Source organism: Micromonospora sp. NPDC047730 (assembly GCF_043204765.1).
GTDB lineage: Bacteria > Actinomycetota > Actinomycetes > Mycobacteriales > Micromonosporaceae > Micromonospora.
The window spans coordinates 274,250-295,320 of record NZ_JBIDCU010000006.1 but is presented as its reverse complement, the minus strand read 5'-3'; the positions used below and the strand labels follow the sequence as shown (position 1 = coordinate 295,320).

21 protein-coding genes are annotated in these 21,071 nt (G+C 75.6%); 15 read left to right on the top strand and 6 right to left on the bottom strand.

Annotation, left to right across the window (positions count from 1 at the left end):
- Positions 1 to 164 precede the first annotated feature (164 nt).
- Genes ACGF5G_RS17345 through argH form a run of 5 tightly spaced genes read left to right on the top strand, consistent with a single transcriptional unit; the run spans position 165 to position 5,581 of the window.
- Entirely contained in the window at positions 165 to 1,415 is a 1,251-nt protein-coding gene (locus ACGF5G_RS17345; RefSeq protein WP_393263740.1) for an acetylornithine transaminase, read from the top strand.
- Positions 1,412 to 2,389: an ornithine carbamoyltransferase gene (gene argF, locus ACGF5G_RS17340; protein ID WP_393263738.1), complete on the top strand. Its 978-nt coding sequence runs from the start codon at positions 1,412 to 1,414 to the stop codon at positions 2,387 to 2,389. Before ACGF5G_RS17345 ends, argF begins: the two co-directional genes overlap by 4 nt.
- The gene (locus ACGF5G_RS17335; RefSeq protein ID WP_350708881.1) at positions 2,386 to 2,901 is read left to right on the top strand and encodes an arginine repressor; all 516 of its coding nucleotides are present in this window, start codon (positions 2,386 to 2,388) and stop codon (positions 2,899 to 2,901) included. The genes argF and ACGF5G_RS17335 overlap by 4 nt, the downstream gene beginning before the upstream one ends.
- The gene (locus ACGF5G_RS17330) at positions 2,898 to 4,100 is read left to right on the top strand and encodes an argininosuccinate synthase (protein WP_393263736.1); all 1,203 of its coding nucleotides are present in this window, start codon (positions 2,898 to 2,900) and stop codon (positions 4,098 to 4,100) included. The genes ACGF5G_RS17335 and ACGF5G_RS17330 overlap by 4 nt, the downstream gene beginning before the upstream one ends.
- 17 nt (positions 4,101 to 4,117) lie before the next feature.
- Positions 4,118 to 5,581: an argininosuccinate lyase gene (argH, locus tag ACGF5G_RS17325; protein WP_350709060.1), complete on the top strand. Its 1,464-nt coding sequence runs from the start codon at positions 4,118 to 4,120 to the stop codon at positions 5,579 to 5,581.
- A 39-nt stretch (positions 5,582 to 5,620) separates the two neighbouring features.
- On the opposite strand, the gene ACGF5G_RS17320 is transcribed toward argH, so the two are convergent.
- Positions 5,621 to 5,977, bottom strand: a complete 357-nt coding sequence (locus tag ACGF5G_RS17320) for an MmcQ/YjbR family DNA-binding protein (RefSeq protein ID WP_393263734.1) — start codon at positions 5,975 to 5,977, stop codon at positions 5,621 to 5,623.
- Between the two features lie 50 nt (positions 5,978 to 6,027).
- Positions 6,028 to 6,444, bottom strand: coding sequence for a DNA-binding protein (locus ACGF5G_RS17315; RefSeq protein ID WP_393263732.1), 417 nt, complete (start codon positions 6,442 to 6,444; stop codon positions 6,028 to 6,030).
- A gap of 108 nt (positions 6,445 to 6,552) precedes the next feature.
- Here ACGF5G_RS17315 and ACGF5G_RS17310 point away from each other — a divergent pair, with 108 nt between their 5' ends.
- From ACGF5G_RS17310 to ACGF5G_RS17300, 3 genes are all read left to right on the top strand, one after another.
- Positions 6,553 to 7,182 carry a DNA-3-methyladenine glycosylase gene (locus tag ACGF5G_RS17310; protein WP_393263846.1) on the top strand — a complete coding sequence of 210 codons (630 nt, stop codon included), beginning with the start codon at positions 6,553 to 6,555 and terminating at the stop codon, positions 7,180 to 7,182.
- A gap of 140 nt (positions 7,183 to 7,322) precedes the next feature.
- The gene (locus tag ACGF5G_RS17305) at positions 7,323 to 8,426 is read left to right on the top strand and encodes an LLM class flavin-dependent oxidoreductase (RefSeq protein WP_393263730.1); all 1,104 of its coding nucleotides are present in this window, start codon (positions 7,323 to 7,325) and stop codon (positions 8,424 to 8,426) included.
- A complete protein-coding gene (locus tag ACGF5G_RS17300; RefSeq protein ID WP_350686777.1) occupies positions 8,423 to 9,046 on the top strand; it encodes an FMN reductase in 624 nt (207 codons plus the stop codon). Before ACGF5G_RS17305 ends, ACGF5G_RS17300 begins: the two co-directional genes overlap by 4 nt.
- Positions 9,047 to 9,094: 48 nt before the next feature.
- Here the strand turns inward: ACGF5G_RS17300 and ACGF5G_RS17295 are convergent, their stop codons facing one another.
- The 3 genes from ACGF5G_RS17295 to ACGF5G_RS17285 form a co-directional block, all read right to left on the bottom strand.
- Positions 9,095 to 9,976 carry a universal stress protein gene (locus ACGF5G_RS17295; protein WP_393263728.1) on the bottom strand — a complete coding sequence of 294 codons (882 nt, stop codon included), beginning with the start codon at positions 9,974 to 9,976 and terminating at the stop codon, positions 9,095 to 9,097.
- A 223-nt stretch (positions 9,977 to 10,199) separates the two neighbouring features.
- Positions 10,200 to 11,096, bottom strand: coding sequence for a universal stress protein (locus ACGF5G_RS17290; RefSeq protein ID WP_393263726.1), 897 nt, complete (start codon positions 11,094 to 11,096; stop codon positions 10,200 to 10,202).
- A 47-nt stretch (positions 11,097 to 11,143) separates the two neighbouring features.
- On the bottom strand, positions 11,144 to 13,837 hold the full coding sequence (locus ACGF5G_RS17285) for a cation-translocating P-type ATPase (RefSeq protein ID WP_393263724.1): 2,694 nt from the start codon (positions 13,835 to 13,837) through the stop codon (positions 11,144 to 11,146).
- A gap of 257 nt (positions 13,838 to 14,094) precedes the next feature.
- Between ACGF5G_RS17285 and ACGF5G_RS17280 the strand changes: the two genes are divergently transcribed.
- Complete coding sequence (locus tag ACGF5G_RS17280; RefSeq protein ID WP_350708868.1) at positions 14,095 to 14,571, top strand: cyclic nucleotide-binding domain-containing protein; 477 nt, start codon at positions 14,095 to 14,097, stop codon at positions 14,569 to 14,571.
- Between the two features lie 21 nt (positions 14,572 to 14,592).
- Here the strand turns inward: ACGF5G_RS17280 and ACGF5G_RS17275 are convergent, their stop codons facing one another.
- Positions 14,593 to 15,249: a bifunctional 4-hydroxy-2-oxoglutarate aldolase/2-dehydro-3-deoxy-phosphogluconate aldolase gene (locus tag ACGF5G_RS17275; protein WP_393263722.1), complete on the bottom strand. Its 657-nt coding sequence runs from the start codon at positions 15,247 to 15,249 to the stop codon at positions 14,593 to 14,595.
- Between the two features lie 110 nt (positions 15,250 to 15,359).
- Here ACGF5G_RS17275 and ACGF5G_RS17270 point away from each other — a divergent pair, with 110 nt between their 5' ends.
- The 6 genes from ACGF5G_RS17270 (at position 15,360) to ACGF5G_RS17245 (ending at position 21,070) form a co-directional block, all read left to right on the top strand.
- Positions 15,360 to 16,403, top strand: a complete 1,044-nt coding sequence (locus ACGF5G_RS17270; protein ID WP_393263720.1) for a sugar kinase — start codon at positions 15,360 to 15,362, stop codon at positions 16,401 to 16,403.
- Positions 16,404 to 16,473: 70 nt separating this feature from the next.
- A complete protein-coding gene (locus ACGF5G_RS17265) occupies positions 16,474 to 17,649 on the top strand; it encodes a mandelate racemase/muconate lactonizing enzyme family protein (RefSeq protein ID WP_393263718.1) in 1,176 nt (391 codons plus the stop codon).
- Positions 17,646 to 18,563, top strand: a complete 918-nt coding sequence (locus ACGF5G_RS17260) for a dihydrodipicolinate synthase family protein (protein WP_393263716.1) — start codon at positions 17,646 to 17,648, stop codon at positions 18,561 to 18,563. Before ACGF5G_RS17265 ends, ACGF5G_RS17260 begins: the two co-directional genes overlap by 4 nt.
- Before the next feature lie 13 nt (positions 18,564 to 18,576).
- Positions 18,577 to 19,716, top strand: a complete 1,140-nt coding sequence (locus ACGF5G_RS17255) for a mandelate racemase/muconate lactonizing enzyme family protein (RefSeq protein WP_393263715.1) — start codon at positions 18,577 to 18,579, stop codon at positions 19,714 to 19,716.
- Entirely contained in the window at positions 19,713 to 20,441 is a 729-nt protein-coding gene (locus ACGF5G_RS17250) for an SDR family NAD(P)-dependent oxidoreductase (protein ID WP_393263713.1), read from the top strand. The genes ACGF5G_RS17255 and ACGF5G_RS17250 overlap by 4 nt, the downstream gene beginning before the upstream one ends.
- Positions 20,438 to 21,070, top strand: coding sequence for a YesL family protein (locus ACGF5G_RS17245; protein ID WP_393263711.1), 633 nt, complete (start codon positions 20,438 to 20,440; stop codon positions 21,068 to 21,070). The genes ACGF5G_RS17250 and ACGF5G_RS17245 overlap by 4 nt, the downstream gene beginning before the upstream one ends.
- Position 21,071: the final 1 nt, after the last annotated feature.

The following is a 21,071-nucleotide window of genomic DNA, read 5'->3' as shown; positions in this document are numbered from 1 at the left end:
GCGAGGAGTGAGCTTGCGAGCCCCGCAGTCGCGAACAAGGAAGGCACCGTGAGCGCGAGGAGTGAGCTTGCGAGCCCCGCAGTCGCGAACAAGGAAGGCACCGTGAGCGCGAGGAGTGAGCTTGCGAGCCCCGCAGTCGCGAACAAGGAAGGTTCGGTTCCGTCATGAGCACGCTCGTCGAGCGCTGGTCGCAGTCGATGATGGACAACTACGGCACGCCGCCGCTGGCCCTCGTCTCCGGCTCCGGCGCCGTCGTGGTCGACGAGGCCGGCCGGGAGTACGTCGACCTGGTCGGCGGGATCGCGGTCAACGCCCTCGGCCACGCCCACCCGGCCGTGGTGGCCGCCGTGTCGAAGCAGGTCGCCACCCTCGGGCACGTCTCCAACCTCTACGTCGCCGAGCCGCCGGTGGCCCTGGCCGAGCTGTTGCTGGCCCTGGCCGGCCGGTCGGGCCGGGTCTTCTTCGCCAACTCGGGCGCGGAGGCCAACGAGGCGGCGTTCAAGCTGTCCCGGCTCACCGGTCGCACCCACGTGGTCGCCACCCGGGGCGGCTTCCACGGGCGGACCATGGGCGCGCTGGCGCTGACCGGCCAGCCGGCCAAGGCCGACCCGTTCCGCCCGCTGCCCGGCGACGTCAGCCACGTCGACTACGGCGACGTCGCCGCGCTGGAGGCGGCCGTCACCGACGCCACGGCCATGGTGATCCTGGAGCCGGTGCAGGGCGAGAACGGCGTCGTGGTCCCGCCGGCCGGCTACCTGGCCGCCGCCCGGCGGATCACCGCCCGGCACGGCGCGCTGCTGGTGCTCGACGAGGTGCAGACCGGCATCGGCCGCACCGGGCACTGGTTCGCCCACCAGGCCGAGGGCGTCGAGCCCGACGTGGTGACCCTGGCCAAGGGGCTCGGCGGCGGGCTGCCCCTCGGCGCCTGCCTGGCCTTCGGCCGGGCCGCCGACCTGCTCGGTCCCGGCATGCACGGCACCACGTTCGGCGGCAACCCGGTCAGCTGCGCCGCCGCCCTGGCGGTGGTGGGCACCATCGCGCACGAGGGGCTGCTCGACCACGTCAAGCGGATCGGCGAGCGGCTGCGTCGGGGCATCGAGGCGATCGGCCACCCGCTGGTCGACGGCGTACGCGGCGCGGGCCTGCTGCTCGGCGTGGTGCTCGCCGCGCCCGTGGCGAAGGTGCTCGCCGAGGCGCTGCGGGAGACCGGCTTCCTGGTCAACCCGGTGCAGCCCGGCGTGGTACGGCTCGCCCCGCCGCTGATCCTGACCGCCGCCCAGGTCGACGCCTTCCTGGCCGCCCTTCCCGCGGCCCTCGACGCGGCCTCCCCGGCCGCCGCCGGCACCACCCCGGCCGCCGCCGGCGAGAGCCCGGCCGCCGCGACCACCGCGACCACGACGGAGACGAGCGCATGATCCGGCACTTCCTGCGGGACGACGACCTGACCCCCGCCGAGCAGTCGGCCGTGCTCGACCTCGCGGCGCGGATGAAGGCCGACCGGTTCGGGCACCGGCCGCTGGCCGGCCCCCGGTCCGTGGCGGTGCTGTTCGACAAGCAGAGCCTGCGCACCCGGTTCTCGTTCGACGTCGGCATCGCCGAACTCGGCGGGCACCCCCTGGTGGTGGACACCCAGGTCACCCACTTCGGGCGGGGCGAGACCCTCGGCGACGCCGGGCGGGTCCTCTCCCGCTACGTCGCGGCGATCGTGCTGCGCACGCACGGCGACGACCGGATCGCCGAGGTCGCCGACGCCGCGACCGTGCCGGTCGTCAACGCGCTCACCGACGGGTTCCACCCCTGCCAGCTCCTGGCCGACCTGCTCACGGTCCGCGAGCACTGCGGCGGCACCGCCGGCCGGACGCTGGCCTACGTCGGCGACGCCGCCAACAACCTGTCCCACTCGTACCTGCTGGCCGGGGCGACCGCCGGGATGCACGTGCGGGTCGCCGGGCCGGCCAACTTCGGCCCCGACCCGGAGGTGCTCGCCCAGGCCGAGAAGATCGCCGCCAGCACCGGCGGCTCCGTGCAGGCGCTGACCGACCCCGTCGCGGCGGTGGCCGGGGCCGACGTGGTCGCCACCGACACCTGGACCTCGATGGGTCAGGAGTCGGACGGCCTGGACCGGATCACCCCGTTCCTGCCGTACCAGGTCAACGCCGCGCTGCTGGGCCACGCCGCGCCCGACGCGATCGTGCTGCACTGCCTGCCCGCGCACCGGGGCGAGGAGATCACCGACGAGGTGCTCGACGGCCCGCACAGCGCCGTGTTCGACCAGGCGGAGAATCGGCTGCACGCCCAGAAGGCGCTGCTGACGTTCCTCCTCGGGGCCGCGCCCGCCGCCCCGGACGCGGCGGCGCCGGGCGCCGCCGCGACCAGGGAGACTCCATGACCGCCCCGCTGACCCGCGCCGCCCGCCACGCCCGCCTCGTCGAGCTGATCCGCGACAAGGCGATCCACTCGCAGACCGAGCTGGCCGACCTGCTCGCCGGCGACGGCATCCAGGTCACCCAGGCCACCCTGTCCCGCGACCTCAAGGAGCTGGGCGCGGTGACCGTACGCGGCGGCGACGGGCGGGCCGTCTACCTGATCCCCGAGGACGGCCACCGCCCGCTGCGCGACGCCGAGGCGGCGCCGGCCCGGCTGGTCCGGCTGCTGCGGGAGCTGCTCAACGGGGTCGACTCCAGCGGCAACATCGCCGTGCTGCGTACCCCGCCGGGCGCAGCCCACTACCTGGCCAGCGCGTTGGACCGAGCGGGCCTGCCCGAGGTCGTCGGCACCATCGCCGGCGACGACACCATCCTCGTCGTGGCCCGCGAGGCCGTCGGCGGGGCCGCGCTCGGCGACAAGCTCGCCGGCTGGGCCCGCCGGGAAGAGAACGTTGAAGGGAGCACCACACCATGACCGAGCGGGTCGTACTTGCCTACTCCGGAGGGCTCGACACCTCCGTCGCCATCCCGTACCTCGCCGAGCAGACCGGCGCCGAGGTGATCGCGGTCGCGGTCGACGTCGGGCAGGGCGGCGAGGACCTCGACGCCATCCGGCAGCGCGCCCTGGACTGCGGCGCGGTCGAGTCCGAGGTGGTCGACGCGCGCGACGAGTTCGCCGCCGAGTACTGCCTGCCGGCCATCCGCGCCAACGCGCTCTACATGGACCGCTACCCGCTGGTCTCCGCGCTGTCCCGGCCGCTGATCGTCAAGCACCTGGTGGCCGCGGCCCGCAAGCACGGCGGCACCATCGTGTCGCACGGCTGCACCGGCAAGGGCAACGACCAGGTCCGCTTCGAGGTCGGCCTGGGCGCGCTCGCGCCCGACCTGAAGATCATCGCGCCGGCCCGGGACTTCGCCTGGACGCGGGACAAGGCGATCGCCTTCGCCGAGGAGAAGGGGCTGCCGATCGACGTGTCGGCGAAGTCGCCGTACTCCATCGACCAGAACCTGTTCGGGCGCGCCGTCGAGACGGGCTTCCTGGAGGACATCTGGAACGCACCCGTCGAGGACCTGTACTCGTACACCGCCGACCCGGCGCAGGAGCGCGACGCCGACGAGGTCGTGATCACCTTCGACGCCGGCGTCCCGGTGGCGATCGACGGCGAGACCGTCACCCCGTACCAGGCGATCCTGGAGCTCAACCGGCGCGCCGGCGCCCAGGGCGTCGGCCGGCTCGACATGGTCGAGGACCGCCTCGTCGGTATCAAGAGCCGCGAGGTGTACGAGGCGCCGGGCGCGATCGCGCTGATCACCGCCCACCAGGAGCTGGAGGCGGTGACCGTGGAGCGGGACCTGGCCCGGTTCAAGCGCGGCGTCGACCAGCGCTGGGGCGAGCTGGTCTACGACGGCCTCTGGTTCTCCCCGCTGAAGAACAGCCTGGACGCGTTCATCGACGACGCGCAGCGGCACGTCAGCGGCGAGGTGCGGCTCGTCCTGCACGGTGGGCGGGCCACCGTCACCGGCCGGCGCTCCGAGGCCAGCCTCTACGACTTCGGCATGGCCACCTACGACACCGGCGACACGTTCGACCAGTCCCTGGCCAAGGGCTTCGTCCAGCTCTGGGGCCTGCCGAGCAAGATGGCCGCCGCGCGGGACGCCCGGCTGGGCGGCTGAAGATCGTGGGCACCACAATGGGCGGCGTGGACGACAAGAGCCTGACCGAGAACAGCGCCGCCACCAACCGCACCAGCCTCTGGGGCGGCCGGTTCGCCGGCGGTCCAGCAGAGGCCCTGGCACGGCTGTCGGTGAGCGTGCAGTTCGACTGGCGCCTCGCCCCGTACGACATCGCGGGTTCCCGGGCGCACGCCCGGGTCCTCGCGGGCGCGGGCCTGCTCGACCCGGAGGAGCTGGGCCGCATCCTCGCCGCCCTGGACGACCTGGAGGCCGCCTGCGCCTCCGGGCAGTTCCGCCCCACCGTCGACGACGAGGACGTGCACACCGCGCTGGAGCGCGGGCTGCTGGAGCGCCTCGGCAGCCTCGGCGGCAAGCTGCGCGCCGGCCGGTCCCGCAACGACCAGGTCGCCACCGACCTGCGGCTCTACCTGCGCGACCACGCCCGGGGCGTGGCGTCGCGCCTGGTCGAGCTGGCCGAGGCGCTGGTCGAGCAGGCCGGGCGGCACGTGGACACCGCCGCGCCGGGGATGACCCACCTCCAGCACGCCCAGCCGGTCACCTTCGGGCACTGGCTGCTCGCCCACGTGCAGCCGCTGCTGCGCGACCTGGAACGGCTGCGCGACTGGGACCACCGCACGGCGATCAGCCCGCTCGGCGCGGGCGCGCTGGCCGGTTCCGGCCTGCCGCTGGACCCGGTGGCCGTCTCCAAGGAGTTGGGCTTCCGCACGTCCTTCGCCAACTCCATGGACGCCGTGGCCGACCGGGACTTCGTCGCCGAGTTCCTCTTCGTCACCGCGATGGTCGGGGTGCACCTGTCCCGCCTCGGCGAGGAGGTGGTGCTCTGGACGTCGCAGGAGTTCGGCTGGGTGGAGCTGGACGATGCCTTCGCCACCGGCTCGTCGATCATGCCGCAGAAGAAGAACGCGGACATCGCCGAGCTGGCCCGGGGCAAGTCCGGCCGCCTCGTCGGCGGGCTGATGAGCGTGCTCACCATGCTCAAGGGCCTGCCGATGACCTACGACCGGGACATGCAGGAGGACAAGGAGCCGGCCTTCGACGCGGTCGACACCCTGGAGCTGCTGCTGCCGGCCCTGGCTGGGATGATCTCCACGATGACGGTCCGGGTGGACCGCCTCGTCGCCGCCGCGCCGGTGGGCTTCTCGCTGGCCACCGAGGTGGCCGACTGGCTCGTCCGCCGGGGCGTGCCGTTCCGCGACGCGCACGAGATCACCGGGAAGCTGGTGGCGCTCTGCGTGGCCCGGGACTGCGCCCTCGACGAGGTCTCCGACGCCGACCTCGCGGCGGTCAGCGAGCACCTCGACCCGTCCGTGCGGGACGTGCTCTCGGTCCGGTCGGCGCTCGCCGCCCGGACCACCCCCGGCTCGACCGGCCCCGGCCCGGTCGCCGACCAGCTCGCCGCCGCCGCGGACAAGCTGGCCGGCTGGCGGGAGTGGGCCGCCGAGCGGGTCGTGCCGCGCTGAGTGCGTGACCCCGCGCGGCGCGACATGCGTCGCGCGGGGTCAGGCCGTCGGCCGCTCCCGCTTCGGCAGCTTCGCCACCACCGCGTCGTACGACGCGTCGACCGCCTCGGTCAGCTCCTCGTCGTCGATCCCGCCGGCAAGGCGCAGCGTGTTCCAGCCGGAGCGCCCGATGTACGGTGAGGCTCGCGCGTCGCCCGGGTGCCGGTGCAGCCACTCGTCGGCGATCTCCCGGGTCGGGCCGCACTTCACCCCGACCGTCGGGTCGTCGCCGCCGGCAGAGCCGAGGAAGGCGAAGATCCGGCTGCCGACCTTCACCACCTCGTCGCCCTCCCACGGCTGGTCCAGCCAGGCGCCCGGCTTGCCCAGGCAGTACGCCAGCATCTCCTCGCGCGTCATCGCGTCCTCCTCGACACCGATCCCGCGCCCAGTCTGGCCCATCGGGGGCGTCAGTCGGTGGCGGCGGTGCGGGCGGAGAGGCGCTCGAAGCGCTGCTTGGCGGCCTGCGCGCTGCCCAGCCCGAGTCCGTACGCGATCTGCTGCCAGGTCAGCCCGCGGCCGCGGGCCAGCGTCAGCAGCCCCGCCTCCATGGCGTCGACCTCGGCGCGCAGGTGCGGCACGAGGGTGAGGGCCGCGACGAGGTCCGCGTCGTCGACCCGCTCCTCCCCGGGCTCCACCTCCGCCCCGCCGGCGGCGAGCGCCGTGACCAGCGCGACCGCCTCGTAGGTGTCCGGGACGTAGGGGTTGGTGTGGCGGCGGCGGCGCGTCTCGGTGCCGGCGTGCCGCTCGGTGATGCGGTGCAGCGCGTCGTACGTGCGGTGCGCCCGGGCCCGGCCGGCGTCGGGTGTGGTGAAGGAGTCGGTCATGGCCCGACCCCATCATGTCAACGACTGGTTGTCAACGGATAGTTGAAATGCCGAGCCGCCGAGCGTCGGAACGAGGCGGTGCCGGGGCCGGATAGGGTCGGGTCCGTGGTGGCGTCCTCCGACCGCCGTCCCGCCGACCTCGCGGGGCTGGCCGACCTGCTCTCCGGGCCCGTGGTGCCGGCCGCGCGCGGCCTGCTCGGCTGCCTGCTCGCCGCTGGCGGCGTCACCGTCCGGATCACCGAGGTCGAGGCGTACGCCGGCACGGCCGGCGACCCCGCGTCGCACGCCCACCGGGGCCGCACCCCGCGCAACGCGGTGATGTTCGGGCCGGCCGGGCACGCCTACGTCTACTTCACCTACGGCATGCACTGGTGCATGAACGTGGTCACCGGGCCGGACGGGGAGGCGTCGGCCGTGCTGCTGCGCGCCGGCGAGGTGGTCGACGGGCTCGACGTCGCCCGGGCCCGGCGCACCGCCGTACGCCGGGACGTCGACCTCGCGCGGGGGCCCGCCCGGCTCTGCGCGGCGCTGGGCATCGACAAGGGCGTCTACGGCCGCTACCTGCTCGGCGACGGCCCCGTCCGGCTGCGTCCGGCCGACCGGCCGGTGCCGGCGGACTCGGTGGCCGCCGGCCCCAGGGTGGGCGTGACGGGGGCACACGACGTCCCCTGGCGGTTCTGGATCGCCGGTGACCCCACGGTGAGCGCCTACCGCCGGCACGTCCCGCGCAGCCGCTGAGCCTCCGCTCGCCCCGCCTGCCGGCGTGACGGCGCCCACCACGGTCGCCTCCGCGCGTGGAATAGTTGACTCGTCAAATATGTTGTGCGGTGCGAAACGGGAACGCACCGGCCCCGGCCGGACAACGCGAGGAGCTGGTCATGCAGTTCGGAGTCTTCACCGTCGGCGACGTCACGGTCGACCCGACCAACGGTCGCGAGCCGACCGAGCATGAGCGGATCAAGGCGATGGTCACCATCGCGCTGAAGGCCGAGGAGGTCGGCCTGGACGTCTTCGCCACCGGCGAGCACCACAACCCGCCGTTCGTGCCGTCGTCGCCCACCACCATGCTGGGACACATCGCGGCCCGCACCGAGCGCCTGCTGCTGTCCACCTCGACCACGCTGATCACCACCAACGACCCGGTGAAGATCGCCGAGGACTACGCGATGCTCCAGCATCTCGCCGACGGCCGGGTGGACCTGATGATGGGGCGCGGCAACACCGGGCCCGTCTACCCGTGGTTCGGCCAGGACATCCGCAACGGCATCCCGCTCGCCATCGAGAACTACGACCTGCTGCGCCGGCTCTGGCGCGAGGACGTGGTCGACTGGAAGGGCCGCTTCCGCACCCCGCTGCAGTCGTTCACCTCGACGCCGCGCCCGCTCGACGGCGTGCCGCCGTTCGTCTGGCACGGCTCGATCCGCAGCCCCGAGATCGCCGAGCAGGCGGCCTACTACGGCGACGGCTTCTTCGCCAACCACATCTTCTGGCCGAAGGAGCACACCCAGCGGATGGTCGGGCTCTACCGGGAGCGGTTCGCGCACTACGGCCACGGCTCCGCCGACCAGGCCATCGTCGGGCTGGGCGGGCAGGTGTTCATGCGGCGCAACTCGCAGGACGCCGTGCGGGAGTTCCGGCCGTACTTCGACAACGCCCCCGTCTACGGGCACGGCCCGTCGCTCGAGGAGTTCAGCGCGCAGACCCCGCTGACCGTGGGCAGCCCGCAGCAGGTCATCGACCGTACGCTGGGCTTCCGCGACTACGTCGGCGACTACCAGCGCCAGCTGTTCCTCATGGACCACGCCGGCCTGCCGCTGAAGACCGTGTTGGAGCAGCTCGACCTGCTCGGCGAGGAGGTCGTCCCGGTGCTGCGCAAGGAGTTCGACTCGCTGCGCCCGGCGCACGTGCCCGAGGCGCCGACGCACGCGTCGCTGCGGGCCGCCGCCGAGCAGGCCGGGGCGGGCACGGAGGCCGGCCGATGACCCGCCGCACCCTCGCCGTGGTGTCGGCCGGGCTCGGTCAGCCCTCGTCGACGCGACTGCTCGCCGACCAGCTCGCCGCGGCCACCCGCGACGAGCTGGCCCGGCGGGGCGACGACGTGGACGTGCGCCCCGTCGAGCTGCGCGAGCACGCCCACGACATCGTCAACCACCTGCTCACCGGCTTCCCGCCGCCCGCCCTGCGGGAGGTGCTCGACACGGTCACCGGCGCGGACGGGCTGATCGCCGTCACGCCGATCTTCAACGCGTCGTACAACGGGCTGTTCAAGTCCTTCTTCGACCTGGTCGACTCGGGCGCGCTGGCGGACCGGCCGGTGCTGGTCGGCGCCACCGGCGGCACCGCCCGGCACTCGCTCGCCCTGGAGCACGCCCTGCGGCCGATGTTCGCCTACCTGCGGTCGGTCGTGGTGCCCACGGCGGTCTTCGCCGCGCCCGAGGACTGGTCCGACGGTGGCGCCGACGGTGCGCTGCGCGCGCGGATCGCCCGCGCCGGGGGCGAGCTGGCCGACCAGATCCACCGACGCCCGCCGGCCGCCGGCCCCGCCGACCCGTTCGCCCTCACCACCAGCTTCGAGGAACTGCTCGGGGGCCGGGACCACTGACCGCCGCCGACCCGCCGGCCCGTCGTGGGCCGGCGGGTCCGCGCCGGCTCAGCGGGCGTGGCCGTACGGGTGGGCGACCAGCACCGGGCAGTGCGCGTGCTGCACCAGGGCCTGGCTGACCGAGCCGAGCAGCATCCCGGCGAACCCGCCCCGGCCCCGCGAGCCGACCACCACCAGCGCCGCCTCGCCGCTCGCCTCAATCAGCGCCTGCTCCGGCTTCTCCGCCCGGAGCACCCGCTCCTCGACGGCCAGCCCGGGGTGGCTGCCGCGCACCGCCGCCCCGGCGGTGGCCAGCAGCTCGGCGGACTCCGCGTGCGTGGCGGCCTGCGTCCCGGCCACCTCGTCCGGCGCCCGGTGCTCCCCGCCCGGCGGCCGGACGTGCGCCAGCACCAGCCCGACCCCGCGCCGGGTCGCCTCGTCGGCGGCGTACCCGACGGCCAGTTCGGCGGGCTCCGAGCCGTCCACCCCGACCAGCACCGGCCCGTCGACCGGGATCGGATCCTCGGCCGGGCGGACCACCAGCACCGGGCAGTGTGCGTGCGCGGCCACCTGCGCACCGACCGAGCCGAGCAGCAGCCCCGTGAAACCGCCCAGGCCGCGGCTGCCCACCACCACCAGCTCCGCCCGCCGGGACTCCTCGACGAGCGTCGCGCCCGGCCCGCCGGCGACCTGGCGTACCTCCACGGCCAGCCCCGGCCAGCGTTCCACGAGGTCGGCGGCCGTCTGCTCCAGCATCTTCTGCCCCTGCTCGGTCGGCGCCGGCAACCCCAGGTCGTACGGGTTGACCGGCACGCCGTAGCCGAGCGGATGCAGGTAGCCGTGCACCAGGTGCAGGGGGCGGGACCGCAGCACGGCGGCCCGGGCGGCCTGCTCCGCCGCCACCAGGCTCGACGGCGATCCGTCCACACCCACCACGACGGGTCGATTCATCAGCTCTCCCAGAGGTCGATCAGGTCATTGTCGACGCGGCTCCACCGGCGCACCCGGATTTCCTCGACGCGCCACCCGCCGAACCGGACCTGTCGCCGCACCCGCCGGCCACCCGGCGCGTCGGCTGTCGACGCTGCGCCGGGCGCACCGGCCTTCCACCGGGTCCCGTCGCGGCGGCCGGGGGAGCGGCCGACGCGACGGGAAGGGGGGGTGGCCGGGAAGGTCAGGACGCGTCGGCCCGCTTCGGGTGCCGCACGATCGCCAGCGGGGAGTGCGCGTGGTGCAGCACGGCGTGGCTGACGGAGCCGAGCAGCAGCCCGCTCAGTGGGCCCCGCCCGCGCGCCCCGACGACCACCAGCTGGGCCGCCTTCGACTCGTCGACCAGCACCCGGGCCGGGGAGCCCCGGACCAGCCGGTGCCGCACCGGCACGTCCGGGTAGCGCTCGGCGAAGCCGGCGACGGACTCGGCGAGCACGCGCTCCTCCTCCGCGGCGTAGGCGTCCAGGTCGTACACCAGGGGCAGGATGTCGCCCGGACCGACCGGTGAGGGGAAGAGCCAGGCCTGCACCGCGAGCAGCGGGGCGCCCCGGTGGGACGCCTCCTCGAAGGCGAACGCGACGGCCTCGGTGGAGTTCGCGGAGCCGTCGACGCCCACCACCACCGGACCGTCGGCGCGCGGCTCGCCGCGCACCACGAGGACCGGGCACAGCGCGTGGGCGGAGACCTGCACGGTCACCGAGCCGATCAGCAGCCCGGCGAAGCCGCCCAGACCGCGGTGCCCGAGCACCACCAGCGCGGCGTCCCGGGACTCGTCGAGCAGGACCGGGGTCGCCGCGCCGTCGACCACCGCGCCGGTGACCGCCACCTCGGGGGCGGCCTTGCCGGCCTCGGCGACCGCCTCGGCGACGTACCGCTCGGCCTGGTTGCGCAGGCCGGCGCCGGTCGGCGCGCCCGGCACCGGGTCGACCGGGACGCGGGTCAACGGCCAGATGAAGGCGTGCACCACGCGCAGCGGGCGCTGCCGCTGCGCCGCCTCCCGCGCCGCCGCCCGGACCGCGTCGAGTGCGGCGGCCGAACCGTCCACACCCACCACGACGGGGGCACCGGTGTTGCTGGTCATGATTCCTCCTTGTTCACCTTCATCCTGCTCTGCCCGAACGCTACCGGTCAGAGGCGCCCGTCCCGGCCGTCGGGACCTTGGTCCCGATCCGCCGCTCCGACGGTCACGGCCGGGTCGCCCGCCGCCCGCGTGCCCTGGCCGGGCCCGCCCACCACGGCTGGTGTGACCGCGCCGTGCGGCTTGGTGCCCGACGGCCCGGTGGCGGGGTCGACCGGTCGGCGGGCCAGCCGCAGCACCAGCCCGGGCAGCACGCTGACAGCGGCGCAGGCCAGCAGCTCCACCGCGCCGAGCGGCTCCGTGCCGAGCAGTTCCCGCAGCGGGGGCAGCAGCACCCCGGCGATCTGGAGCAGCGCCGAGACCGAGACCGCGACCGGCAGCGCGCGGTTGCCACGCCGGGCGCCGCCCGCCCGGGGTGCCCGGACCGCGAGCGCCACCCCGAGCTGGGCCAGGCCGAGGACCACGAAGACCACCGACTGCCACGGCCGGTCCGCGTGCGCGGCGGCCACGCCGGCGCCGAGCACCACGGCGGCGATCAGGGCGCCGGTGACCAGCACGTCCCGGCCCAGGCCGGCCCCGAGCACCGACTCGGAGGGGGAGCGGGGCGCCCGGCGCAGCGTGCCCGGCTCCGCCGGCTCCGCGCCCAGCGCCACACCCGGCACGCCGTGGGTGAGCAGGTTCACCCAGAGGATCTGGGCCGGCAGCAGCGGCACGGCCAGCCCGAACAACGGCCCGAGCAGCATCACCGCGATCTCGGCGACGCCCCCGGAGAGGGCGTAGCGCAGGAACCGCCGGATGTTGTCGTAGATGCGGCGGCCCTCGCCGATCGCCGCGGCCACGGTGGACAGGTCGTCGTCGACGAGCACCAGGTCGGCGGCCTGCCGGGCGACCTCCGTGCCGCCGCCCATCGCCACGCCGATGTCGGCGCGGCGCAGTGCCGGAGCGTCGTTCACCCCGTCGCCGGTCATCGCCACCACGTGGCCCTGGGACTGCAGCCCGGCGATGATGTCGAGCTTCTGGTCCGGCTGCGTACGCGCGAACACCCGCGCCTGCGGGTGCGCCCGCGCCGGGTCGCCGTCGTCCCCGCGTACCAGCGGGTCGCCCTCGCGCCACAGCCCGAGCTGGCCGCCGATGGCCGCGGCGGTCGCGGGGTGGTCGCCGGTGACCAGCACCAGCCGGATCCCGGCGTCGTCGAAGCTGCCCGCGATGTCGGCCGCCCCCGCGCGCAGCGGGTCGCCGACGGCGACCAGCCCGACCGGCCGCAGCCCGGTCGGCCGGGCGGGGTCCGCCGGCGGCGCGTCGGCGACGGCGGACGCGACCGCGAGCACCCGCAGCCCCTCGGCGGCCAGCCGGTGCGCGGCGGCCGACAGCTCGGCGATCTCCTCGGCGGAGGCGTCGAGCAGCGGCGCGACCAGCACGTTCTCCGGCGCGCCCTTGCACACCACCAGGTACCGGCGGTCGCAGGAGCGGTGCACCGTGGTCATCCGGCGCAGCTCCTGGTCGAAGGGGTGCTCGGCGACCCGGGGCCAGGCGGCGCGGGTGGTCTCCGGCTCCAGCCCGCAGCGGGCGGCGAACGTGACCAGCGCCGCCTCCAGCGGGTCGCCCACCGCGGCCCACTCCGGCCGCTCGTCGGTGGGCGGCGCCAGCGTGGCGTCGTTGCAGAGCAGCCCGGCCCGCGCCAGGCGGCGCAGCTCGTCCGGTACGGCCACCGGCTCGCCCCCGTGGTGCACGGCCCCCCGGGGCGCGTAGCCGGTGCCGGTGACGCCGTAGCGGGAGCCGTCGGCCGTGACGGCGTGCTGCACCGCCATCCTGCCCTCGGTGAGGGTGCCGGTCTTGTCGGAGGCGATCACGGTGACGGAGCCGAGCGTCTCCACCGCGTGCAGCCGCCGGGGGATCGCCCGCGCCCCGGCCATCCGGCGGGCGCCGAGGGCCAGGGCGAGGGTGACGACCGCCGGCAGCGACTCGGGCACGGCCGCCACCACGAGGCTCACCGCGGTGACCGCCATGTCGACCACCGGCCGCCCGCCGACCACGCCCACGACGAACACCAGCCCGGAGAGCACCACCGCGGCGAAGCCGAGGATCCGGCCGAGCCCGGCGAGACGGCGCTGCAACGGGGTGGCGGCGGGCCGGGTGGATGCCACCAGGGCCGTGATCCGGCCGAGCGCGCTCGCGGCGCCGGTGCGCACCACCGTGCCGGTGGCCCGCCCGGTGGTGACCACCGTTCCCGCGCTGGCCTCCTCGCCGGCGGCCCGGCCCACCGGCACCGACTCGCCGGTCAGCGCCGACTCGTCGAGGGTCAGCCGGGCGGCCTCGGCCAGGAGCAGGTCGGCGGGGACCACGTCGCCGGCCTCGACCCGCACCAGGTCGCCCCGGACCAGGTCGGCGGCGGGCAGGACCAGGTCCCGCCCGTCGCGGACGACCCGGGCGGTGGGCGCCGCGAGCTGGTTCAGCGCGGCGATCGCCCGGTCGGCGCGGACCTCCTGCACCACGCCGATGGCGGTGTTCACCAGCACGACCAGCACGATCACGGCGGTGTCCGGGTAGTCCCGCAGCACGGTGGTGACCACGGCGGCGGCCAGCAGCAGCGCCACCAGCGGGTCGGTGAGCTGGTGCAGGACCCGGGTGGCCAGGTGCCGGCGGGGCGGGGCGACCGCCGCGTTCGGGCCGTCGGCCCGCAGGCGGGCGGCGGCCTCCGCCGAACTGAGCCCGGTCGCCGGCCTGGTCGAGGTGTCAACGGCCACCGCTGGGCCCCCGTCCTCGCCGTTCCCCGGACGTTCCCACGTCACCCCTCCGCCCTGCCGCGGCGCCGTTCCGGCGCATCGTCCCGGTTCCACCCTCGCTCCGTCGGGGACGGGCCGACCAGGGCGGTTCGTCCGCGCGGGCCGGGACCAACGGCCCTGTCGCCAAGGGACACGGCGCGGTGTACTGGGAGGCAGGACGACCGACCGTCGCAGGGACCGCGCCACCGCCGCGTCCTCCCGACGAAAGGGGCACCCGCATGACGACACTCGACGTGCTCCGCGCGCACCCGTTCCTCGCCGGCCTGCCCGAGCCGTGGCTGCCCCGGCTGGCCGGATACGCCCGGCCGGTGGTGTGGCACCCCGGACACCGGCTGTTCCGGGCCGATCAACCGGCGGAGCGTTTCTGGCTGGTCCGCGCCGGCCAGGTGGCGCTCGACTTCCCGGTGCCCGGCCGGGGCGACGTGGAGATCGAGACGATCGGTCCGGGCGGGGTGCTCGGCTGGTCGTGGCTGTTCCCGCCGTACCGCTGGCAGTTCGGGGCGGTGGCGGCGCAGCGCAGCACGGCGGTGGAGTTCACCGCCCCGGGGGTGCGCCGGCTGATGGAGTCCGACGACGCGCTCGGCCGGCAGCTCACCACCCGCTTCATGAGCGTGGTGGTGGACCGGCTGCACGCGGCCCGGGGCCGGCTGCTCGACCTGTACGGCTACCCCGCGGTCGCCCCGCCCGCCGCCTGATCACCTTCGACGGCCGCCGCCCTACCTGTCGGGCCAGTGCGCGGCCGTGGCGGCGGCGAGGAACGCCCGGGCGCGGCGCCGCAACGCCGCCCAGTCGCCGGCGGCGACCTCGGCGGCGTTGACCAGGGCCCCGCCCGCACCGACGGCGACCGCTCCGGCCGCCGCCCACTCGGCCACCGAGTCCGGCGTCACGCCGCCGGTCGGTACGAGAGGCACGTCGGGCAGCGGGGCGAGCAGCTCCCGGACGTACGGCGGGCCGGCGACGCCGGCCGGGAAGAGCTTGACCAGGGCGGCACCCGACGACCAGGCGACGTCGACCTCGGTCGGGGTGAACGCGCCGCAGACCACCGGTGTCCCGGCCGCCTTCGCCTGCGCGAGCACCTCGGCCCGGGTGGTGGGCGTGACGAGGAACTCCGCGCCGGCGTCTGTGGCCGCGCTCGCCTCGGCGGGGGTACGCACGCTGCCGACGCCGACCCGGCACGAGCCGGCCAACTCCCCCCGGAGCGTCGCGACGGCGTCGAGCGCCCGGGGTGTGGTGAGCGTGACCTCGACGCTGTCCAGGCCCACCTCGGCCAACTCCCGGCCGGCGCGGACCGCCGCGTCGGGCTCGGACAGCCGGATGATGGCGATCACCCGGCCGAGAGGGATGGCGTCCCGCGTCTCGTGCCCTGATGCCATGCCGATCCTCTTCTCTCTGGAAGCGTCTCCCGGGATGTGGCAACGTATCCCGCATTATGCATGACGATAGCCATAGTGCCGCTGGGGCGGCCTCGGAACGCAGCGGCCCGGTGGCCGTCGGGAATCAGTCTTCGGCCTCGGCGCCCGGGCTGGAGATCGTCGGGTTGGGCGAGGCGATGGCCCTGTTCCAGCCGCCACCCGGCCAACCGCTCGCCGACACCGCGACCCTCGAAGTGCACGTCGCGGGAGCCGAACTGAACCTCTGCACGGCCGCCGCACGGCTCGGCGTCCGTGCGGCCTTCTGCAGCCGGGTCGGCGCGGACCCGCTCGGCACCCGGGTGCTCACGGCGGCAGCGGCCGCCGGCGTGGACACCTCGCTGGTGACCGTCGACCCGGGGCACCCGACCGGCCTGTACCTCAAGGACGCCCGGCCGGACGGGCGTCGACGGGTCTACTACTACCGGGGCGGATCGGCGGCTGCGCACCTCGACGCGTCCGACGCGGCGAGGCTGCTCGCCGCCCGGCCGCGGCTCGTCGCCGTCTCGGGGATCACCCTCGCCCTCGGTGCGGCTCCCCGGGCGGCGGTCGAGGCGGTGCTGCACCCCGCCCGGGGTCGGGGCGTCGCGGTGGCGCTCGACCCCAACCTGCGTCCCGCTCTCGGCGACGTCGACCGGCAGGCCGGTGCGGTGCGGGCGCTGCTGCGGTACGTGGATGTCCTGCTGCTCGGCACCGACGAGGCCGGGCCGGTCCTGGGCGTACGCGACCCGGACGACGCGGAGGAGGTCTTCGCCGCCGCGGCCGCCGCGGGCGTCGGCGAGACGGTGCTCAAGGCCGGCGCGGACGGTTGCCACCACGCCGGTCCGACCGGAGCCCCGGTGCACCTGCCGAGTGCGGCGACCACGGTGGTGGATCCGGTCGGGGCCGGCGACGCCTTCGCCGGCGGCTACCTGGCCGGCCGGCTGCGCGGCGCCTCGCCGGCCGCCGCGGCCGGGTTGGGCAGCGCCCTCGCCGCCGGTGTGGTGGCCCGGGCCGGCGACACCGCCGGCCTTCCGAACCGCGTGGCCGCTGCCGAACTGCTGCGCCGGACGCTCGCGGCTGATGCCGCTGGGCCGGGCCTTGCCCCGACCATTCCGAGCATCCGGACGGGGGTTTGACGAACATGTGACCCGTAGTGTGGAATCTACTTCCGTAATGTGGCAGACAAGGGTGAGGGGTGGAGTGGCGATGACTCGGCCACGGATCGCAGCGGTGGACTGTTTCGTCCTCAAACTCCCGAACCCCGAGCGGTATCTCGGCCCCACCGACGAATCCTCCGACCCGGACCCTCCCGGGTACGCGGTGCGCCCCCCGTGGCGCAGCCTCTACTCGCCCCGCTTCGAGACGCTGCTGGTCCGGCTCACCACCGAGTCGGGTGTCAGCGGCTGGGGCGAGGCCCTCGCGCCGGTCGCCCCGGAGGTCCCCGCGGAGGTGGTGCGCCGGCTCCTGGCGCCGACGCTCGTCGGGGCCGACCCGCGACGGGTGCGACCGCTCAGCGCGCGGCTGCGCGATCTGATGCGGGAGCGGGGACACCTCGGCGGGCACCAGGGCGACGCGCTCGCCGCCGTCGACATCGCGCTCTGGGACCTGACGGGGCGGCTGGCCGGGCTGCCCGTGCACGAGCTGCTCGGCGGCGCGTTCCGCGAGCACGTCCCGACGTACGTCTCCGGGCTGCCCAAGCGGGACGACCCGGGCCGAGCGGCGCTGGCCGCCGAGTGGGCGGCGAAGGGCGTCGAGCGGATCAAGCTGCACCTCGGCAAGGGGGTGGCGGCCGACCTGGCCAGCGTGGCGGCGGTGCGGGCCGCCGCGCCGCAGGTGCGGTTCGCGGTGGACGCGCACTGGACGTACGACCTGGCCGCCGCGATCCGGTTGGCGCGCGGACTGACCGCCATCGGCGGGGTCGAGTTCCTGGAGGCGCCCCTGGCGCCGGAGGACCTGGCCGGCCACGCCGACCTCGCCCGCCGCACGGACCTGCCGGTCGCCGTCGGCGAGGCGATGCGTCACCGGTACGAGTTCCTGCCCTGGCTGCGGGGGCGGGCCGTCGGCCTGGTCCAGCCGGACGTCGCCCGCACCGGCATCACCGAGGCGATGGCGATCGCCGAGCTGGCCGCGGCGCACCACGTACCGACCGCGCCGCACCACTCGGTGGGGCTCGGTGTCGCTCTCGCCGCCGGCCTGCACGTCAGCGCCGCCGCGGAGAACCTCAGCTGTTTCGAGTACCAACCCACCACGACCGACGTCGGGCAGCGGATCCTCACCGCACCGCTGCCGGGCGGGCCGGACGGGTTCGCCGTACCGGCCGGACCCGGTCTCGGCGTCGAGGTGGACGTTTCCACTGTCAGCGCCCTCGCGGAGGAAAGTTGAGCACCCTCGAGCCCCGGGCCCGCGTACGCGGGCTGGTCCCCATCCTCGCCACCCCGTTCGACGACGCCGGCGCACTGGACGTGCCGGGCCTGCGCCGGCTGGTGGAGTTCCAACTCGCGGCCGGCGCGGACGGGCTCGCCGTCTTCGGCATGGCCAGCGAAGGGTTCGCGCTCACCGCTGCCGAGCGGGCCACGATCCTGACCGAGACCCGGGCGGTCGCGGGCCCGGACGTGCCGCTGGTCGCCGGGATCAACGGCACCAGCACGGCCACCGCCGTCGAACTGGCGTTGGCGGCGCGGGACGGGGGTGCGGACGCCCTGATGGTCCTGCCCCCGTACCTGGCCAAGCCCGCGGGCGGGCAACTCGTCGACTTCTATGGCGGCGTCGCCGAGGCGAGCGGGTTGCACGTGATGGTGCAGGACGCGCCGGCGGCGACCGGAGTGACGATGCCGGTCGCCCTGGTCGTGGAGCTGAGCAAGCTGCCCGGCGTCGAGTCGGTGAAGGTGGAGACCCCGCCCACCGCGCCGAAGGTGGGGGAGGTGGTGACCGCGACCGACGGCGAGTTCGACGTGCTCGGCGGCCAGAACGCCTTCTTCGTGCTCGAGGAGTACGCCCGCGGCGCCGTCGGCACGATGCCGGCCTGCGAGTTCACCGACGTGCTCGCGCCGATCCTGGCCGACTGGCGGGCCGGCCGGCAGGAGGCGGCCCACGCCGCGTTCAACAGGCTGCTGCCGCTGGTCCGCTTCGGCATGCAGCCCCGCCTGGCCTGGGCGGTGCACAAGGAGGTGCTGGTGCGCCGGGGCATCATCGAGTCCGCCTTCGTGCGCGACCCCGCCGTGCCGCTGGACGCCGGCAGCCGCGCCGCGCTCGACGCGATACTGCGGCACGCCCCGCTACCGGCCTGGCGGCCGTGAGAGGCTGATCGCCATGACGAAGATCGTTTCGGTGGACGTCTACCCCCTGGCGCTGGGCCGCCCGGACGGCGCGCCCCGCGCCTACGCCACGCGACCGCCCTGGCCCAGCGTCTACGGCAACCAGCGGGAGACCCTCGTGGTCCGGCTGACCGCCGACGACGGCACGACCGGCTGGGGGGAGGCACTCGCCCCGGTCGCCCCCGAGGTGCCCGGCGAGATCGTCCGCCGGCTCCTGGCGCCGGTGCTGCTCGGCGCGGATCCGCGTCGGGTGCGCCCGCTGCGGCACCGGCTCGGCGAGCTGATGCGCGAGCGGGGGCACCTCGGCGGCCACCAGGCCGACGCGATCGCGGCCGTGGACATCGCGTTGTGGGACCTCGCCGGCAAGCTGGCCGGCCGCCCCGTCGTCGAGCTGCTCGGTGGCGCGTTCCACGACGCGGTCCCGACGTACGTCTCCGGGCTGCCCGGCCGCACCGACGCCGACCGGGTCGCGCAGGCCCGGGACTGGGTCGGGCAGGGGGTCCGGCGGGTCAAGCTCGGTCTCGGGTACGGCGTGGACGCCGACCTGGCGACCGTGGCGGCGCTGCGCCAGGTCCACCCCGACCTGCAGGTCGCCGTGGACGTCCACGGTGTCTACGGCCTGGCCGACGCGGTCCGGCTCGGCCGTGGCCTGGCCGACCGGGACGGCTGGTTCCTGGAGATGCCACTGGCCTTCGAGGACGTCGCCGGCCACGCCGACCTGGCCGCCCGCGTCGACGTGCCGGTGGCGCTGGGGGAGAGCCTGCGGCACCGCTGGGAGTTCCAGCCGTTCGTGACGGCCCGGGCCGCGGGCCTGCTGCAACCGGACATCGGACGGACCGGGATCACCGAGGGGCTGGCGATCGCCCAGTACGCCGAGACCCACCACCTGCCGGTGGCCCCGCACCACTCGGCCGGGCTCGGGCTGGCCCTCGCCGCGGGTCTGCACGTCGCCGCCGCCTGCGTGAACCTGGTCGCCTTCGAGTGGCACCCGACCCTCTTCGACCGGGTCAACGACATCCTCACCGTGCCGATCGAGCCGACGCCGACCGCGATCCTACTGCCCACCGGCCCCGGGCTGGGGGTCTCGGTGGACGCCGAGGCGGTCGCCCGACACAGCACGTGGGGCTCGCGGTGAGGCGCGTACTGCTGGTCGGCGCGTCGACCCCGATCGGCCGGGCCATCGCGGCGCGCTTCGCCGCCGTCGGTGACCGGGTCGTCGGCTACGGCCTGGAGCCGGCGGGCGAACCGAGCCTGGTCGCCGACCTCACCGGCGACTGTTCCACCGCCGACGGGGCCGCCGCCGCCGTCGAGGCGGCGCGGGAGCGGCTGGGTGGGCTGGACGTGCTGGTCGCCGCCGCCGGGGCGATGCCCGTCGCGCCGGCCCACCGCACCAGCGACGAGCAGTGGCGGGCCGCCCTGACGGGCTGCCTGGACACGCTCTTCTTCCCGCTGCGCGCGGCGTTGCCGCTGCTGCCGGCCGGCGGGGCGGTGGTCGCCGTCTCCTCGGTGAACGCGTTCCTGGCCGCCCCCTGGGTGGCCGCCTACGCCGCGGCCAAGGGCGCGGTGGAGGCCCTGGTGCGCCAGGTCGCGCTGGACTACGGCGCCCGTGGGATCCGGGTCAACGCGGTGGCGCCGGGCATCGTCGGTGCCGAGTGGCTGCCCGACGCCGCCGGGGGTTACCCGATCGGGCGGACGCTGCGCCCCGAGGAGGTCGCCGCGGCGGTGCACTTCCTCGCCTCCGACGCCGCCAGCGGCATCACAGGGGTGGTGCTGCCGGTCGACGGCGGACTGTCGATCGCGTCGCCCGCCGCCTACGCCCGGGCCGACCTGCGGCAGCGCCTGGCCGAGTTGGCGCCGTGACCACTCCGCCCGTGCCGGTCGGCGGGCGGTACGCCCGCCTCTACCGGCTGCTCGACTGGCCGCCGAGGCTGGCCGGGCTGAACCTGCTGTGGCTGGCCGGGGTGCTCGCCGGCGGGGTGGTCGCCGGCCTGTCACCGGCCACCGTGGCGCTCTTCGCGTTGTTGCGGGACTACCAGCGGGGCGGGCATCCGCGGCTGTGGCGCGACTTCTGGCGGCACTGGCGGGCGGAGTTCGGGCGCTCGCAGGTCCGGCTGGGCCTGCCGCTGCTGACCGTGTGGGTGTTCGTGTTCTATCTGTTCGCCGTGCGGGGCACGCCGCTCGCCGGCGCGGTGGCCGTGCTCGGGCTGGTGTATCTGGTGGTGCTGGCGTACCTGCCCCCGGTGCTGGCGCACTTCGACGTGCCGGCCACCACCGCCTGGCGGCTCGCCGCCCTGACGGCGGCGCGCACTCCGCTGTGGACGCTCGGCCTGGGTGCGACGGTGGCGTTGCTGGTCCTGGCGCTGCTCGTCGCCGTACCCGTCGCCATCCCCTTCTTCCTGCCCAGCGCCCCGGCGGCGCTGGTCGCCCTGGTCGCCGCGCGAGGCTTCGCCTCGTTGCCGCCGGCCGTCGGCGGCGCCGAACCCCGGTGAG

Bases quoted from the DNA above. Each gene is read 5' to 3' on its own strand.
- ACGF5G_RS17280 (WP_350708868.1), top strand. From the start codon at position 14,095: ATGACGACACTCGACGTGCTCCGCGCGCACCCGTTCCTCGCCGGCCTG.
- ACGF5G_RS17320 (WP_393263734.1), bottom strand. From the start codon at position 5,977: ATGACGCGCGAGGAGATGCTGGCGTACTGCCTGGGCAAGCCGGGCGCC.
- ACGF5G_RS17305 (WP_393263730.1), top strand. From the start codon at position 7,323: ATGCAGTTCGGAGTCTTCACCGTCGGCGACGTCACGGTCGACCCGACC.
- argF (WP_393263738.1), top strand. From the start codon at position 1,412: ATGATCCGGCACTTCCTGCGGGACGACGACCTGACCCCCGCCGAGCAG.
- ACGF5G_RS17295 (WP_393263728.1), bottom strand. From the start codon at position 9,976: ATGAATCGACCCGTCGTGGTGGGTGTGGACGGATCGCCGTCGAGCCTG.
- ACGF5G_RS17335 (WP_350708881.1), top strand. From the start codon at position 2,386: ATGACCGCCCCGCTGACCCGCGCCGCCCGCCACGCCCGCCTCGTCGAG.
- ACGF5G_RS17255 (WP_393263715.1), top strand. From the start codon at position 18,577: ATGACGAAGATCGTTTCGGTGGACGTCTACCCCCTGGCGCTGGGCCGC.
- ACGF5G_RS17345 (WP_393263740.1), top strand. From the start codon at position 165: ATGAGCACGCTCGTCGAGCGCTGGTCGCAGTCGATGATGGACAACTAC.
- ACGF5G_RS17330 (WP_393263736.1), top strand. From the start codon at position 2,898: ATGACCGAGCGGGTCGTACTTGCCTACTCCGGAGGGCTCGACACCTCC.
- ACGF5G_RS17265 (WP_393263718.1), top strand. From the start codon at position 16,474: ATGACTCGGCCACGGATCGCAGCGGTGGACTGTTTCGTCCTCAAACTC.
- ACGF5G_RS17300 (WP_350686777.1), top strand. From the start codon at position 8,423: ATGACCCGCCGCACCCTCGCCGTGGTGTCGGCCGGGCTCGGTCAGCCC.
- ACGF5G_RS17275 (WP_393263722.1), bottom strand. From the start codon at position 15,249: ATGGCATCAGGGCACGAGACGCGGGACGCCATCCCTCTCGGCCGGGTG.
- ACGF5G_RS17290 (WP_393263726.1), bottom strand. From the start codon at position 11,096: ATGACCAGCAACACCGGTGCCCCCGTCGTGGTGGGTGTGGACGGTTCG.
- ACGF5G_RS17315 (WP_393263732.1), bottom strand. From the start codon at position 6,444: ATGACCGACTCCTTCACCACACCCGACGCCGGCCGGGCCCGGGCGCAC.
- argH (WP_350709060.1), top strand. From the start codon at position 4,118: ATGGGCGGCGTGGACGACAAGAGCCTGACCGAGAACAGCGCCGCCACC.